Below are 14,395 nucleotides of genomic sequence, written 5' to 3' on the forward strand. Positions count from 1 at the left end.
GCTTGTCGACGCCGCCCCCGCCGAACGCCATAAACATTCTCAGCAACACTAACACTTAAAAGCAGGTGTGTAGAAATATGTGTTTCAAATCATTGAACTTTCTAGCGCAGACCGCCACCGCGATCCATGGATGCCCTACTTAAGGTTAGGGTTGCCGTCCTTCCACTGCTCCCAGGGTATGTTCCAGTACCCCAAACCGTCGGTGCCGCTGAGCGTGCCGCCGTAGGTGTTGCTAATCTCCACCGGGTCACCGCGCTTGACGTTGTTGAGGTACCAGGCCGCATTGTCCGGACTCGCGTTGATGCAGCCGTGGGATTGATTCGTGCCACCCAGCGCCCACATAGCCCACGGGGCGGAATGGACGTAGATGCCCGAGTAGGACAACTGCGTCGCACTTTTCACGTCGGTAACGTAACCACCAGCATCAAGCGACAACCCGTAGGTGCGCGAGTCCATGGTCAACGCATTGTGCTGGTCACCCACCACATAGATCCCGTTGGGGGTGTCCCACTTCCCGTCCGTACCGAGAGAGACCGGGAAAGAATAAACAGCCTCACCATTGCGCACCACCGTAAGCGTCTTCGTGGCGTTATCGATCCGGGTAATCACCTCATCTCCAATGGTGAAGCTAGTCTCTACATCCTTGGCGCCGTAAACACCCCCACCCAAATCACGGCCATAAAGATCAGCCTTGACGGTGACAGAGGTTCCGGGCTGCCAATAATCTTTCGGCCGCCACCGCAATTCATAAGGGTCGATCCAATAAAAACCACCCTCGGTATTGTTGGAGGTCTGCACGGAAATAGCCTCCTCTACCGCGGCGCGGTCTGGCGGCGCCGTAGAAAAACGCACTGTGACCGCCTGGCCCACCCCCACGATCGAGCCCTCCACGGGACCGAAGTAACCAGTGGTCTGAGCCACCGGTACGACAGTGCTAAAAGAGGTGTCGATCTCGTTTCCTTCGCGGTCAACCCCCTCGAAGGTGTAGGTGCGGCCATAACCGAGCGGTTCGGTCGTCGTCCACTTAGACATGCCTTCGTTGAACTCACCAGCAACCCGCTTGCCGGCGTCGTTAGTCAAAATCAGGGCCCTTAACCCCGCCGAGGCCTCCACTGTGACAGGTTCCCCCGGCGCCACATCCGTCTCACCATCAGCGATGGAAATCACCGGCGGCTGCAACTTTTCCGACTCCTGGGCAACCTCCTGGATAGCTGCATCACTAGACAGGCTGGCGTTCGGCTGCGTACACGCCACCCCGACAGCACACATCCACATAGCGACCACAACTGCTGCGGCCTTGCGCAGTACTCTAACCTTCTTCAAATTTGACGACCTAACCCGCGAACTCGATACCCAACTGATTGCTTCACCTCGTACTTTAACGTGTCCACCCCAGGTTCATCCATTTGTTAAACAACCGTTCAATTATTGCTGAAAAAACCATTGTGCGCTGGTGATTTCATACTTGCCAAGCATGGGTGCTATATTTTTCTTCGTTGCCGAGGGCGACACAAACTAGAAACAAACTAGATAAGCGCTACTAGCTCAACTGGCAGAGCAACTGACTCTTAATCAGTGGGTTCGGGGTTCGAGTCCCTGGTGGCGCACCAAATGCACACAGGTCGGGCGATACAAAGCCCGGCCTGTTTTTATTTTCGCCGCTAGACTACCCACATGGCTACAGCACTTGTCATTGTGGATGTTCAGGGCGACTTCTGCCCCGGTGGCTCGCTAGCGACCACACGCGGCGATGAGATCGCCGCGAAAGTTGCGGAGTTAATCTCAGGTGAGCACGGCTACACCCACGTGGTGGCCACACAGGATTGGCACATCGACCCAGGCATCCACTTCTCCGTCAACCCGGACTACACCGACACCTGGCCCGTTCACTGCGTCGCGGACACTGAGGGCGCAGCGATCCGCGAGCCAATCAATACCTCGTTGATCGAAGCGTTTTTCCGCAAAGGTGAATACACCGCCGCCTATTCCGGTTTCGAGGGGTCTGCCGAAGGAGTGCCCCTCGCCGAGTGGCTGCGCAAACAAGGCGTGGACACCCTTGACGTGTGCGGCATCGCCACGGATCACTGCGTGCGCGCCACCGCCCTCGACGGCCTGAAGGAAGGATTCATTGTCCGGGTACTGCGCGAGCTCTGCGCCCCAGTCAGCGAGGAGCGCGGCGAACGCGCCCTACACGAGTTGGAAAACGCCGGCGCGACCTTGGCCTGAGCGAGAGAAAAGCCCGCTCCGAGTAGTGGACGGGCGCGGGCTTTCGCGGGGCGGTGGCAAGCTTAGCGACGAGCCAGAAGCTTCTGCAGCTCTTTGAGCTCCTTCTTGCGCTTGCGGCCGTTGAGCGCCTTAACGGCGATCAGAAGGGCAATACCCGCGCCGATGCCGGCGAGGACCTTCTGCACTGTCTCGTCCTGAAGCAGGCCAGCGACCTGCCCCTTGGCGTTGTCCGCCAAGTTGGACGGGTTGGCGCGCGACGCAAGCTCGTCGAGAGTGCTAGCGAGCTGGCTTCGGGTGCGTTCAATGTCGCGCTCGATATCGTTGATGTCACGTGCCACGGTGATGATCTCCTACGTTGTTTTCGTACTAAAGCGTGTCTTTTTACACAGTAGTGTAAAACGGGCAAGTATGACTGAGAATATCCGCCTCGAACAGGGCGACTCCGCCCCCACATTCGCCTTGAGCGACGACAAAGGCACAACCGTCTCTTTGGCCGACTACGCCGGCAAACGTGTCATTGTCTACTTCTACCCACGCGCCAACACCCCAGGCTGCACGACGGAAGCCTGCGACTTCAGCGAGAAACTCGAGGAATTCAACAAAGTTGATGTCGCCGTCATCGGCATCAGCCCCGACACGCCGGACAAGCTCGCCGCGTTCCGCGCCGACCACGACCTCAACATCACGCTGCTATCTGACCCCGACAAGAAAGTCATGACTGCCTGGGGCGCGTTCGGCGAAAAGAAGAACTACGGCAAGGTTGTCCAAGGAGTGATTCGTTCAACTTTCCTCGTCGACACCGACGGTACAATCGCGCAAAGCCAATACAACGTACGCGCCAAGGGCCATGTCGAGCGCATCCTGCGTGACTGGAACCTGCAGTAAAAAATGGTGCGCCCGGGGAGACTTGAACTCCCACGTCCGAAGACACTGGAACCTAAATCCAGCGCGTCTGCCAATTCCGCCACGGGCGCGCAACATGAAATACAATACATGGAGCCACGCCCGAACAGCTAAACGGTGGTTATCCAACTTTCGGAGGGCTTGCTAGACTGGCCCGATGTGAGCCAGACTCAAGATTTCGCACCGCAGCCCGCCAAGCGCGAGCATGTGCGCGTGCGCGCTTGGCACATCCTTTTGCTGACCATCGCCGTCATCTGCACAATTTTGCTTGCCTGGTGGCAGTGGACTCGCTTTACATCCGGCTCTGGCACCTTCCAGAACTTGGGTTACGCCCTCCAGTGGCCCTTCTTCGGCGCGTTTTTCGTCTACGCCTACCGAATGGGACTGCGGATGGAAAACGAAAAGATCGACGCTATTAACTCCGGCGCCACAATGGACGAGCTCTACGAAGCAGACCTCGTCCGCTTCGGGGGCAACGGCAAAGACACGGCTATCGACAGTTCCTTCCTGCCAGCACGCCCCGAACTCAACATCGAAGAATTCAATGCCTTAAACGTCCAGCGACGCGGCAGCACCAGCGACGGCGCTGTCCACCGAGACGCTTCATGTAACGACCCGGACCAATAGGAGAGGAACCGATGAGCACCACCCCCAGCCACGCCCCGAAGATCCACCCGGAGCGCAAGAAGCGCGTCAAAACCGCTTTGACCATCTTCTCGGCCACAGCTTGGATCACCGGTGTCTTGCTGCTTTTGCTGACGGCGCGCATGATTATGGAGTACATCTTCCACATGGATGTTGCACTTCTCGAATGGGTCGGGCGCATCCACGGCCTCGCCTATATGGCGTTTTTGCTCGCCTCAATGAACCTCGGGCTCAAGGCGCGCTGGCCAGCGATGACCTGGGGTGTCACCGCCATCTCTGGTGTTGTTCCGTTCTTGTCATTTGTGGTTGAAGCTAAGCGCCGCCACGAGGTCAACAAGCAGTTCCAACTCGTTTAACACGCGGGCGGCCAAGGGCCGAAGTCCGACCGGGAAAGGACTTTCCTCGGCCAAAAACCCCTCCAACTAGCACATGCCACCAAAGAAGCAGTTTTTACTTCTCGCCTAACCGAGTAAGCGTCAGCGCACCAATATTTTCCGCCAGTTTGTTATCGGGCGCCAAAGTTAGCGTATTGCCCTGGACTTTACCGATGTACTTCAGGTCCTGGCCTGTCTTCGGGTCTGCCAGCTTGAACTCCTCATCATCGCGCTCGCAGCGACCATTACCAGTATTGTCGGCCTCGGTAAGCTGCCAGTCGCATTTCTTGCCATCCACGTTCAAGGTGGCTTCGCCGGTAGTTCCAGCCTGGCCGGTCCAAGTCCCGGAAAACTCGTCGCCGCCACCGCAGGCGGCAAGCAGGCAACCAGAAAGCAAGATCGAAGCGGCAACGGCAAAGGTTTTATTTCTTATCATGGCTCCACCTTAAAGACCTGCCAAGTGTTGCGCCAACGTGCGCAAAGCCTTGCCACGGTGAGACAGGGCGTTTTTCTCCTCCGGAGTCAACTCAGCCGCAGAACGACCCGGGGTGTCAGCAGGTGCAAAAAGCGGGTCATAACCAAAACCGTAAGAGCCCTGCGGGGCGCGAAGGATCTCACCTTCCCACCGCCCGATGGCCGTGTACTGCTCACCAGAAGGGGTGACCAAAGCGCAGCAAGACACAAACGCCGCAGAGCGCACCGGCAAATCTTCCATCTGGGCAAGCAGCAGCCGGTTATTAGCTTCGTCGTCGCCGTGCAATCCTGCCCAGCGCGCGGAAAGCACACCCGGCATACCATTTAACGCGGTAACGGCAATGCCGATTTGACTGGGGCGCTATTTGCCGTCTTGCGCCAGGCACCATTCGGCCGCGCGCCGCTGCCCCTCCTCCAGGCTTACCTGCGGCTCGTAGCCTAAAATACGACGGGCCTTCTCGATGCTGTAGCCGCCGGTCTGGCGGGTGAAGTAGCGCATTGTATCCGGATTGGACTCAGTGCGCTGGCCCCGCAGCTTTGCAATGAAGGCGATCAGCCCCGCCAGGCCCACGGCCAGATGCGTCGGCAGGAGGGGGAAAGGTCCCGTCTTGGTGTACTTTGCCAACAACTTGAAGTACTCCTTGCAGGTCACCACCTGACCACCGGAGAGAGTAAAGACCTCACCGGCGGCCTCCTCAACTTCCACGGCGGCTGCGATACCGCGCGCCAGGTCGTCGATGTAGACCGGGGTAAAGTGCCCCTTGCCCCACTTGGGCAGCGCAAAGAGATGCTTTCTCATTGCCTCATAGGGCAGCCAAGTCCACGGGCGCGAGCGCGGGCCGTAGACATCACCCGGGCGCACAATGACTGCTTCCATATTGCCCTCAATCATCTTGCGGTACACCGGAATCTCGCTCAGCACCTTGGTGTCAACGTAGGCGGTGCCGTTGACGTTTACGGGGCTATCTTCGTCGAGCTCCTCGGGCACATCCGGGAAGACCACAATGGAGGAGAGCTGCACAAAGCGGCGCACGCCGAGTTTTTCGGCGGAATCGAGCAGCGCTTTGGTGCCTTGCACATTGACCGCAAAGGCTTCTTCGTGAGTCATCGCCAAAGAAACGAGCGCGGCGGTGTGGACGATGGCATCGGCGCCGCGAATATGCTCGGCTCCCGCCCCGGGCTGAGCAAGATCAGCGGCAAAGATATTCTGCTTTCGGTCTTCACGCAGATCTAAGCCGATTACTTCATGTCCGCGATCGCGCAGTTCCTCACTAACGGCTGCACCAATGAAACCGGCAGCACCTGTGACAACGACCCTCATTTCTCTCACCCGTTCCCGTAGGCTCTCCGCTTTACGACGCCCGTAAAGTCAGCTCCAAGAATACTCATCGCGGGCATTTGTGCAGGCTGTGACTTTGTCCTCCTGGCCTTTAGCCGGGCTGAACCCACCTTTGGTGGTCATTTCATTCTTCAGGCTGAAGGAGAGGGCCTGCTCAACCTTCTTCATTCAAAGACATTGACAACAGATTGCCAGGTGCGTACGCACTCAACGCCGCCGCCGAAACCGTCGCCATTATTTACCTGGGAAGCGGCAAGGACCTTATACCACCCGAAAGCCGCCTTTTGCGCCGCGATAAGCTCGCGGCAACCCATCTCCGGTGTTGTTCCGTTCTTGTCATTTGTGGTTGAAGCTAAGCGCCGCCGCGAGGTCAACAAGCAGTTCCAACTCGTTTAACACGCGGGCGGCCAAGGGCCGAAGTCCGACCGGGAAAGGACTTTCCTCGGCCAAAAACCCCTCCAACTAGCACATGCCACCAAAGAAGCAGTTTTTACTTCTCGCCTAACCGAGTAAGCGTCAGCGCACCAATATTTTCCGCCAGTTTGTTATCGGGCGCCAAAGTTAGCGTATTGCCCTGAACTTTACCGATGTACTTCAGGTCCTGGCCTGTCTTCGGGTCTGCCAGCTTGAACTCCTCATCATCGCGCTCGCAGCGACCATTACCAGTATTGTCGGCCTCGGTAAGCTGCCAGTCGCATTTCTTGCCATCCACGTTCAAGGTGGCTTCGCCGGTAGTTCCAGCCTGGCCGGTCCAAGTCCCGGAAAACTCGTCGCCGCCACCGCAGGCGGCAAGCAGGCAACCAGAAAGCAAGATCGAAGCGGCAACGGCAAAGGTTTTATTTCTTATCATGGCTCCACCTTAAAGACCTGCCAAGTGTTGCGCCAACGTGCGCAAAGCCTTGCCACGGTGAGACAGGGCGTTTTTCTCCTCCGGAGTCAACTCAGCCGCAGAACGACCCGGGGTGTCAGCAGGTGCAAAAAGCGGGTCATAACCAAAACCGTAAGAGCCCTGCGGGGCGCGAAGGATCTCACCTTCCCACCGCCCGATGGCCGTGTACTGCTCACCAGAAGGGGTGACCAAAGCGCAGCAAGACACAAACGCCGCAGAGCGCACCGGCAAATCTTCCATCTGGGCAAGCAGCAGCCGGTTATTAGCTTCGTCGTCGCCGTGCAATCCTGCCCAGCGCGCGGAAAGCACACCCGGCATACCATTTAACGCGGTAACGGCAATGCCGGAGTCATCAGCCACGCACGCTAAACCAGTATGCGCTGCCCCCGCACGAGCCTTGATCAAAGCGTTATCTTCAAAGGTCAAGCCGTCTTCTTTGGGTTCGGGGTAAGCGGGAACATCGGCAAGGGAAACAAGCTCAATGCTTACAATTCCTAGGTGCGTGAGCACCTGCTCAAGCTCGCTCAGCTTCTTCGGGTTAGTGGAAGCGACAAGGACCTTTACCACCCGAGAGCCGCCTTTTGCGCCTCGATAAGCTCGCGGCAACCCTTCTGCGCCACATCCAACATTTGGTTAAGCTCCTCCCGGCCGAACAAACCGTGCTCACCGGTTCCCTGAATCTCCACGAAGTTGCCGCCTTCTTGCATCACCACATTAAGGTCGACTTCTGCCCGGGAGTCCTCCTCGTAGGGCAGGTCGAGGGCGACGTGCCCGTCGACAAGCCCCGCAGAGACCGCAGCAACCGGTTTGAGCAGCGGTTCGCCCGGCACAACGCCCTGGGCGGTGAGGTACTCGATGGCATCGGCAAGTGCGACGTAGGCGCCGGTGATCGAAGCGGTGCGGGTGCCGCCGTCGGCCTGCAAAACGTCGCAGTCTAGCTGGATCGTGTTCTCCCCCAACTCCTTAAGGTCCACAGCCGCACGCAGCGAACGCCCCACCAGGCGAGAAATCTCGTGGGTGCGGCCCTTAACCTTGCCCTTCATCGATTCGCGCGGCATACGTTCGTGCGTTGCGGAAGGCAACATGGCGTACTCGGCGGTCAGCCAACCCTCACCGGAGTCCTTTTTGAACCGTGGCACCCCCAACTCCACGGAAGCGGTACACATCACGCGGGTGTTGCCGAACTCGACAAGGACGCTGCCTGCCGGGTTGGAAGTAAACCCGCGGGTAATACGGACAGGGCGCAGCTCGTCGTAGGCGCGGCCGTCGGCACGCTGAAATTTAGTGTCAGTCACAACACCCAGCCTAACTCACACGTCGTAGATGTCGCCGGGGCGGCCAACCACGACCTCACCGTCGAATTCACTGCGCGCGGCCGCCAAGGTTTCCTGCGGGTCGCTCCACGGCTGGATATGAACAAGCACGAGCTTGTCGACGCCCGCCCGACGCGCAATCTCTCCCGCTTCCGCCCCCGATAAGTGCATCCCCGCAGCTTTGCCAGCAGAGCTGGCTCCCCACGCTGCCTCGCAGAGAAAGACGGAGGCGTCGCGAGCAACGTCGACAAGCGAGTCGGTCATCCCCGAATCTCCCGAAAAAGCCAACACACGACCCGTAGTGCTGCTTTGCACCCGCAAAGCGTGCGACTCGGCAGCCGGGTGAACCACCGGCATCGGTGTCACCTGAACCCCCTCAATATCCACCGGCTGACCAGTCACCCAGGTACGGACATCGAAAGTGTCACTGAAATCATCAACGACTCCGGGGCCGTCCGCGCTCATGCGACCGAAATGCTCAGCCGCATAGGACGGGCCGTAGAACAGGTTGCGCTGCTTCGCCGGGGCAGTTGGGTGGAAACGGCGCCACACCAGCAACGAGGGAAAATCCGAGCAGTGGTCCGCATGCAGGTGGCTAAAAATTACATGCGCATGTGCCGGGTCATGCACCGCTTGCATCGCGGCGAGAGCCCCAGGCCCGAAATCCATCAAAATACCTGGCACTTCGGGGTTTTCCGGGGCTGTGATCAAGTAGGATGACCCGGGATTTCCCGGCGCGGCCAGGCTCCCGGAACAACCGAGAATGGTCAGCCTCATGTCACAACTGTGCCACGAAAAGGGGTCGAAATCGAACTTGCAAGGCCGTTATCTTCGCCGGAATTTTACGTCGTAGTGCCCTTGCCCACAGCTTCGATGTGCGGGCCGAGGAAACGCTGCGCCAACTTATTGAACATCTCCGGATCCCCTGTGGACTCGAAAACACGCGTCGGGCTGTGACCGGGCGGGGCGAGCATGTCACGTTGCGTAAGTTCCTTCAGTACGTCCTTGGCTGTCTCCTCCGCAGAGGACACGAGGGTGACGTCATCTCCAATGGCGAGCTGCACCACGCCGGACAAAAGGGGGTAGTGGGTGCAGCCCAAAACGAGCGTGTCCACTCCCGCAATTTGCAGCGGCTCCAAATATCCCTGGGCCACCCCCAGGATCTGGCGGCCAGAGGTAACGCCACGTTCGACGAACTCGACGAAGGCTGGGCATGCCGCAGCAGTAACGTCCACGCCCGGCGCGAGCTGGAACAGGTCCTGGTAGGCACCCGATTTGATGGTGCCCTCGGTGCCGATCACGCCGACTTTGCCGCTGCGGGTGGTGGCGATGGCGCGGCGCACCGCCGGTTTGATCACTTCAACAACGGGAATGTCATAGCGCTCTCGGGCGTCATGGAGAAAGGCCGCAGATGCGGTGTTGCAGGCAATGACCAACATCTTGCAGTCACGCTCCACCAGCTCATCGGCGATGCGCATGGCGTGGCGGCGCACATCCGCCACAGGTTGCGGGCCGTAGGGCCCGTTGGCGGTATCTCCGATGTAGAGGATCGATTCTTCGCTGAGCTGATCCATGACCGCGCGGGCCACGGTCAAACCGCCGACTCCAGAGTCGAACAGTCCGATGGGTCGCGGATCCGCCTGGGTATTGTCGCTTAGCACGGCTTTGATGCTAACTCGCTCCACGCGGCAATGCCGTATCCGGGTTCGGCGCGCACCACCGCGTCAACAATGGCGGCTTGCACCACGTCCGCGGCCGCAGAACTAAGCTGCGCTAGCTTTTCGGCGTCTACCGCACCCGCCTGCTTCGCTGTGGACACGGCGAACAAGGTGTCGCCGTCGAGCGGGGAATGTGCCGGGCGCACCGAGCGGGCCAACCCATCATGGCCGGAGATAGCCAATCGCTTAAGCTGCGCGGGAGGCAGTGGCGCGTCGGTGGCGATGACCCCGATGGTGGTGTTGAGCTGCGGCGTGGGACGCTCTAAGCGCGAAAACCTCTCTAGGTCGACCGCGGGCTTGCCCGGGTCACCGTAGAAAAGCCCGGTGCGCTCGTCGATGACGCTGCCGACAGGGTTAGCCACCACGCCCGCGGACACCGTCCAGTCACTGACTGTGCAGCTAGCTTGGCCGAAACCGCCCCGCAGCACCCCGGCAGTAGCACCGCACCCAGCGCCGACGCTGCCCGAAGCCGCGTGCACCTCCTCGTAGGCGGCCCTGACCGCCTGGGCACCGTCGTGTGCGCCGGGCCGGTGATCGGGTGAGCCAACAACCAAGTCGAAGATGACCGCCGCCGGTACGATCGGCACCCGCGGGCCGGGGTTGTCCTCCCCGAAAACCGGAAAGCCGATACCACGTGCCTCCAGCTCACACATGGCGCCGTCAGCGGCCGCCAACCCGAAAGCGGAGCCGCCGCTAAGTACGATAGCGTGAACCCGCTCCACGGTATTGTGCGCGGCGAGAAGGTCCGTTTCCCTGGTCCCGGGGCCACCGCCGCGGACGTCGACAGCCGCGAGCATGCCGACGGGATCAGCACTGATGACGGCGCTGACCCCTGTATCGCCCATGCTGCGGTGCCCAAGGAACAAACCGGCAACATCCGTCAGGTGCGATTTCATGCGCGTGATCCTTAAGCTAGTTGTAGTAGCGCATTGGCGCCCGCTCGGCGCGGCGGCGCTGACGCTTGGCAACGAGCACCGGCGGATCGTCCGAAGAAATCACCATACCCGCCAAAATGCCGCCGATCGCCCCGAACAAGTGGGCCTGCCAACTCACGCCCGGTGTCAGGGGCAGCACACCCCAAATGAGGCTGGAGTAGAAGAAACCGAGGATCAAGCCCAATAAAACTTGCCTGAAGGAGCGGTTAAACACGCCGCGGACAATGAGGTAAGTCAGCCAACCGTAGACCAGGCCGGAGGCGCCAATGTGGTTGGTGCCCACTCCCCCAAAAATCCACGTTCCCGCCCCGCCGACGACGCCGACGATGGCGGTTACCTCCCAAAAAACACGCGCACCCGAGTAGCCGATGAGGAAGCAGAAAATCGCGCCCGGCAGCGAATTGGAAACAATGTGGTTGATATCGCCGTGCAGGAGCGGCGCGAAGAAAAGACCTGGCAGCCAAGCGGTGTCCAGCGGGTGGATGCCCAGGTAGACCAGCAACCCACCGAAATAAAAAATATTGATCAGAAAGACTGACCAGATCACAATGAGGTATCCCGCAGCAAAGCGCATACCTGTGGCGCGCTTTTGCTTGCCGGTTTTCGCTCTTTGGTGCGGGCTCCACGAGGGTGTGCCCGGTGCGGCCGGGAAAGGCGGGGGCACTAAGGGACGGGGCGGGTGCTGGTTGTGATTCATTGCCTCAAGAGTCTAGTGCGCCGTTTGCCAACCTGCTCGGCTGCAGTTGCGGTGCGCCCTGCCCCGTTGCATCATGTCTCCAAGTCAGGTCGTTTGCAGACCTGGCGCTGATCAAGGTTTGGACCGACTCCCCTGTAATTGTCGCTCAACACGATGGGGGTGACGGCACCCATTTGGCTGCTTGCGCATAAGAAAGGGAGTCGCTGTGACTCAAGAGTTTGCGGAGGTGTCACTGCACCCCCAGAAATCCTCACCTTCCCAATCGGGCAAGGCAAAGGACATCCAGGACGACGGCCCCAGCCCCAAGCTCAACTTGTTCTTCGGTGGGCTGCTTTTTGTCTCTGTTTTGGCGTTCTACTTCTGGGCCCGCCAACAGGTCGGCCCCGGCAACCACACCGTCTTGCTGATCTTGACGATCATTCTGGGTGTGTTCATGGCCTTCAACATCGGCGGCAACGACGTGGCCAACGCCTTCGGCACCTCCGTTGGGGCGGGAACCCTTTCGCTGCGGCAAGCGCTGATGGTGGCTGCCGTGTTCGAAGTCGGAGGCGCCATCCTCGCCGGCGGGGAGGTCACCGAAACAGTCAAGTCCGGGATCGTGGACCTCGAAGGGGTCGACATCCAGCCGATGGACTTCGCGTTTATCATGCTTTCCGCGTTGGCGGGCGCGGCCCTGTGGCTGCTCATTGCGACGCGGATGGGCTGGCCGGTGTCTACCACCCACTCGATCGTCGGCGCAATCGTCGGCGGTGCCGTCACCTTGGGCTACCTGGCGCACCTGACGGGGGATACGTCCCCGTGGAGCATGGTGCAGTGGAGCGAGTTAATCCAGATTGTCATCAGTTGGTTCATCTCCCCGCTACTAGGCGGCATCGCCGCCTACGCCCTCTACCGCTTCATCAAGTCGACGATCTTGGTCTACAACGACCGCGCCGACGCCAAGCTGCAGGAGTTGCGTAAGCGCCGCAGCGAGCACCGCCGCGAATTCCGCGCGAAGTTCAACGCGATGAGCGAGTCGGAGCAGATCCGCGAAAACGGCGCCATGACCCGCGACGCCGTAACCACCACCGGCGACGACTTCGAATACGAAGACCTTGAGTCCGAGTATTACCGCGACCTCTACGCCATCAACAAAGAGGCCGAGGACATCGACGCCCACCGTGCCTTGACCCGCTTCGTGCCCGTCATCGCTATGGTCGGCGCTGGAATCATCACCGCGATGATGCTGTTCAAGGGCCTGAAGAACACCGGTATCAGCTTGGACAGCCTGGGCACCGTTTTGATCATCCTCATGGTTTCCGCGGCGGTGTGGATGGCGGTCTACATTTTCGCCCGCACGATGCGCAACACGGCGCTCGAACGCTCCACCTTCATCCTGTTTTCCTGGATGCAGGTGTTTACCGCCTCCGCCTTCGCCTTCTCCCACGGCTCGAATGACATCGCCAACGCGATTGGGCCTTTCGCCGCGGTCCTCGACGTACTCCGCGAAGACGCCATCGCCGAGGAATCACAGGTCCCCACCGCACTTCTCGTTGTTGCTGGTGTTGGCCTCGTCGCCGGCCTGTGGTTCATCGGACGCCACGTCATTGCCACGGTGGGCACGCACCTGACGGAGATTCACCCGGCATCCGGTTTCTCCGCCGAGCTCTCCGCCGCCGGCGTGGTCATGGCGGCCTCCCTGTTGGGCCTGCCTGTCTCCTCAACTCACATTCTCATTGGCGCTGTTTTGGGCGTCGGCGTGGTCAACCGCAACGCCAACTGGGCCATGATGCGACAAATCGGTTTGGCTTGGATTATCACCGTCCCGGTTTCCGCCCTCATCGGCGCCGTCGGTTTGGTCATTTTGCGCACCATTTTCGGCTAGACGCCACCCAAAAAGGCCCCGAGCTCTCATAGAACTGCTCCCCTTCAGTAGGAATCTGATTTCTCAGTCCAATTGATGGGGAGCAGTTCACAGCTCGGGGCCTTTTTCAGGTTTCAAAACGAATGGTTTATTCCATCATCGCCTGCAGCAGGGATTCCTGGCAGAAAGCGAGCCAGTCCAACAGTTGCTGGCGGTCTTGCTGGGCTGCCTCTCCGCCACGGTCGTCCTCGGAGACGTACAGGCGCATATCATTGATGGCAGCGATGAAACGGCCCGCTTCGTCGTGGACAATGGCAACATCGACACCGCCGGTGGGCCCCAGAGCCTCGTTGACCACCTGGAGGTTCATTAGTTTCGCGCGGATGATGTCGTTTTCGTGCAGGCTGCGCAACAGCCCGGCATCGCCGTCGAACTCCTCGTCGCCCTCATTTTGAAAATCCGGCAGCAGGCGGCGCAGCTTCGGGTCCTCCGGCGGCTCCGAATGTCCGGCGGCCAAACCCATCATTTCCGCAAATTCATCCTTCGGCGCCGACTGGGCACGGGCGATGAGCGCCTCCGAGACTGTGGCGGTCAGATCCCCGATGACCTCACGCTCCATCGGCTCGAAGCGGGTGATGTATGTGACGCTGGAGCGCATGAGCCCCTTCTTGCGGCGCCAGGGTTGCATGTTGCTCCTTTATCCAGCCTGCTGCATGGTGGCCCACAGCCCGGCCGTGTGCAGCTTCTTTACGTCGCCTTCCACTTTGTCCTTTTCCCCGGAGGACACGACGGCTTTGCCCTCGGTGTGGACCTGCATCATCAGCTCGTTGGCGCGTTTGCGGTCGTAGCCGAGGACGGTTTGGAAAACGTAGGTCACGTAACTCATCAGGTTGACTGGGTCGTCCCAGACGATGCACATCCACGGCAGGTTTTCGCTGACGACGACGTCAACGTCGAGCTGCTCGTCAAGCTCAGGACTCGCCATGGGCGAACCCATGTCGACTCGTGAGCGTTGCGCTCCTGGTTGCGTTGCTTTCAT

General features: G+C 59.8%; 19 protein-coding genes, 2 tRNA genes and 1 pseudogene. 6 read left to right on the plus strand and 16 right to left on the minus strand.

Annotation, left to right across the window (positions count from 1 at the left end):
• Positions 1 to 135: 135 nt before the first annotated feature.
• Complete coding sequence (locus VLL26_RS06440) at positions 136 to 1,323, minus strand: L,D-transpeptidase (protein WP_342318312.1); 1,188 nt, start codon at positions 1,321 to 1,323, stop codon at positions 136 to 138.
• A gap of 211 nt (positions 1,324 to 1,534) precedes the next feature.
• Here VLL26_RS06440 and VLL26_RS06445 point away from each other — a divergent pair.
• Positions 1,535 to 1,610, plus strand: a tRNA-Lys gene (locus tag VLL26_RS06445).
• Between the two features lie 64 nt (positions 1,611 to 1,674).
• Entirely contained in the window at positions 1,675 to 2,226 is a 552-nt protein-coding gene (locus tag VLL26_RS06450) for a nicotinamidase (RefSeq protein WP_342318313.1), read from the plus strand.
• A 62-nt stretch (positions 2,227 to 2,288) separates the two neighbouring features.
• Here VLL26_RS06450 and VLL26_RS06455 read toward each other — a convergent pair whose 3' ends face one another.
• Entirely contained in the window at positions 2,289 to 2,564 is a 276-nt protein-coding gene (locus tag VLL26_RS06455; protein WP_342318314.1) for a DUF3618 domain-containing protein, read from the minus strand.
• 70 nt (positions 2,565 to 2,634) lie between these two features.
• Between VLL26_RS06455 and bcp the strand changes: the two genes are divergently transcribed.
• Complete coding sequence (bcp, locus tag VLL26_RS06460) at positions 2,635 to 3,111, plus strand: thioredoxin-dependent thiol peroxidase (protein WP_342318315.1); 477 nt, start codon at positions 2,635 to 2,637, stop codon at positions 3,109 to 3,111.
• Between the two features lie 4 nt (positions 3,112 to 3,115).
• Here the strand turns inward: bcp and VLL26_RS06465 are convergent.
• Positions 3,116 to 3,200: transfer RNA gene (locus tag VLL26_RS06465), tRNA-Leu, on the minus strand.
• Positions 3,201 to 3,288: 88 nt separating this feature from the next.
• Here VLL26_RS06465 and VLL26_RS06470 point away from each other — a divergent pair.
• Together VLL26_RS06470 and VLL26_RS06475 are read left to right on the plus strand one after the other, a co-directional pair.
• Positions 3,289 to 3,756 carry a hypothetical protein gene (locus VLL26_RS06470; RefSeq protein WP_342318316.1) on the plus strand — a complete coding sequence of 156 codons (468 nt, stop codon included), beginning with the start codon at positions 3,289 to 3,291 and terminating at the stop codon, positions 3,754 to 3,756.
• 11 nt (positions 3,757 to 3,767) lie between these two features.
• The gene (locus VLL26_RS06475; RefSeq protein WP_342318318.1) at positions 3,768 to 4,130 is read left to right on the plus strand and encodes a DUF3817 domain-containing protein; all 363 of its coding nucleotides are present in this window, start codon (positions 3,768 to 3,770) and stop codon (positions 4,128 to 4,130) included.
• Between the two features lie 94 nt (positions 4,131 to 4,224).
• On the opposite strand, the gene VLL26_RS06480 is transcribed toward VLL26_RS06475, so the two are convergent.
• The 11 genes and pseudogenes from VLL26_RS06480 to VLL26_RS06530 form a co-directional block, all read right to left on the minus strand.
• Complete coding sequence (locus tag VLL26_RS06480; protein ID WP_342318320.1) at positions 4,225 to 4,584, minus strand: hypothetical protein; 360 nt, start codon at positions 4,582 to 4,584, stop codon at positions 4,225 to 4,227.
• 9 nt (positions 4,585 to 4,593) lie between these two features.
• Positions 4,594 to 4,968: pseudogene (locus VLL26_RS06485) on the minus strand (non-canonical purine NTP pyrophosphatase); the annotation flags it as partial.
• 15 nt (positions 4,969 to 4,983) lie between these two features.
• Positions 4,984 to 5,943: an NAD-dependent epimerase/dehydratase family protein gene (locus tag VLL26_RS06490; RefSeq protein ID WP_342318322.1), complete on the minus strand. Its 960-nt coding sequence runs from the start codon at positions 5,941 to 5,943 to the stop codon at positions 4,984 to 4,986.
• 182 nt (positions 5,944 to 6,125) lie between these two features.
• Complete coding sequence (locus VLL26_RS06495; protein ID WP_342318324.1) at positions 6,126 to 6,275, minus strand: hypothetical protein; 150 nt, start codon at positions 6,273 to 6,275, stop codon at positions 6,126 to 6,128.
• Between the two features lie 176 nt (positions 6,276 to 6,451).
• Entirely contained in the window at positions 6,452 to 6,811 is a 360-nt protein-coding gene (locus VLL26_RS06500) for a hypothetical protein (protein ID WP_342318320.1), read from the minus strand.
• 9 nt (positions 6,812 to 6,820) lie between these two features.
• A complete protein-coding gene (gene rdgB, locus VLL26_RS06505) occupies positions 6,821 to 7,417 on the minus strand; it encodes an RdgB/HAM1 family non-canonical purine NTP pyrophosphatase (protein WP_342318326.1) in 597 nt (198 codons plus the stop codon).
• Entirely contained in the window at positions 7,411 to 8,145 is a 735-nt protein-coding gene (gene rph / locus VLL26_RS06510; protein ID WP_342318327.1) for a ribonuclease PH, read from the minus strand. Before rph ends, rdgB begins: the two co-directional genes overlap by 7 nt.
• A 15-nt stretch (positions 8,146 to 8,160) precedes the next feature.
• On the minus strand, positions 8,161 to 8,940 hold the full coding sequence (locus VLL26_RS06515; protein WP_342318328.1) for an MBL fold metallo-hydrolase: 780 nt from the start codon (positions 8,938 to 8,940) through the stop codon (positions 8,161 to 8,163).
• A gap of 65 nt (positions 8,941 to 9,005) precedes the next feature.
• On the minus strand, positions 9,006 to 9,824 hold the full coding sequence (gene murI, locus VLL26_RS06520; protein ID WP_342318329.1) for a glutamate racemase: 819 nt from the start codon (positions 9,822 to 9,824) through the stop codon (positions 9,006 to 9,008).
• Positions 9,818 to 10,777 (minus strand): P1 family peptidase, encoded by a 960-nt coding sequence (locus VLL26_RS06525; protein WP_342318330.1) that lies wholly within the window; start codon positions 10,775 to 10,777, stop codon positions 9,818 to 9,820. The genes murI and VLL26_RS06525 overlap by 7 nt, the downstream gene beginning before the upstream one ends.
• Positions 10,778 to 10,793: 16 nt before the next feature.
• A complete protein-coding gene (locus VLL26_RS06530; RefSeq protein ID WP_425292255.1) occupies positions 10,794 to 11,513 on the minus strand; it encodes a rhomboid family intramembrane serine protease in 720 nt (239 codons plus the stop codon).
• A 226-nt stretch (positions 11,514 to 11,739) separates the two neighbouring features.
• Here VLL26_RS06530 and VLL26_RS06535 point away from each other — a divergent pair, with 226 nt between their 5' ends.
• Positions 11,740 to 13,377 carry an inorganic phosphate transporter gene (locus VLL26_RS06535; RefSeq protein ID WP_425292305.1) on the plus strand — a complete coding sequence of 546 codons (1,638 nt, stop codon included), beginning with the start codon at positions 11,740 to 11,742 and terminating at the stop codon, positions 13,375 to 13,377.
• Positions 13,378 to 13,504: 127 nt separating this feature from the next.
• Here VLL26_RS06535 and VLL26_RS06540 read toward each other — a convergent pair whose 3' ends face one another.
• Both VLL26_RS06540 and clpS read right to left on the minus strand, forming a co-directional pair.
• Positions 13,505 to 14,044: a DUF2017 domain-containing protein gene (locus VLL26_RS06540; RefSeq protein WP_342318331.1), complete on the minus strand. Its 540-nt coding sequence runs from the start codon at positions 14,042 to 14,044 to the stop codon at positions 13,505 to 13,507.
• A 9-nt stretch (positions 14,045 to 14,053) separates the two neighbouring features.
• Positions 14,054 to 14,353 (minus strand): ATP-dependent Clp protease adapter ClpS, encoded by a 300-nt coding sequence (gene clpS / locus VLL26_RS06545; RefSeq protein WP_425292306.1) that lies wholly within the window; start codon positions 14,351 to 14,353, stop codon positions 14,054 to 14,056.
• Positions 14,354 to 14,395: the final 42 nt, after the last annotated feature.

The organism is Corynebacterium sp. BD556, from assembly GCF_038452275.1.
In the GTDB taxonomy this organism is placed as follows: domain Bacteria; phylum Actinomycetota; class Actinomycetes; order Mycobacteriales; family Mycobacteriaceae; genus Corynebacterium; species Corynebacterium mayonis.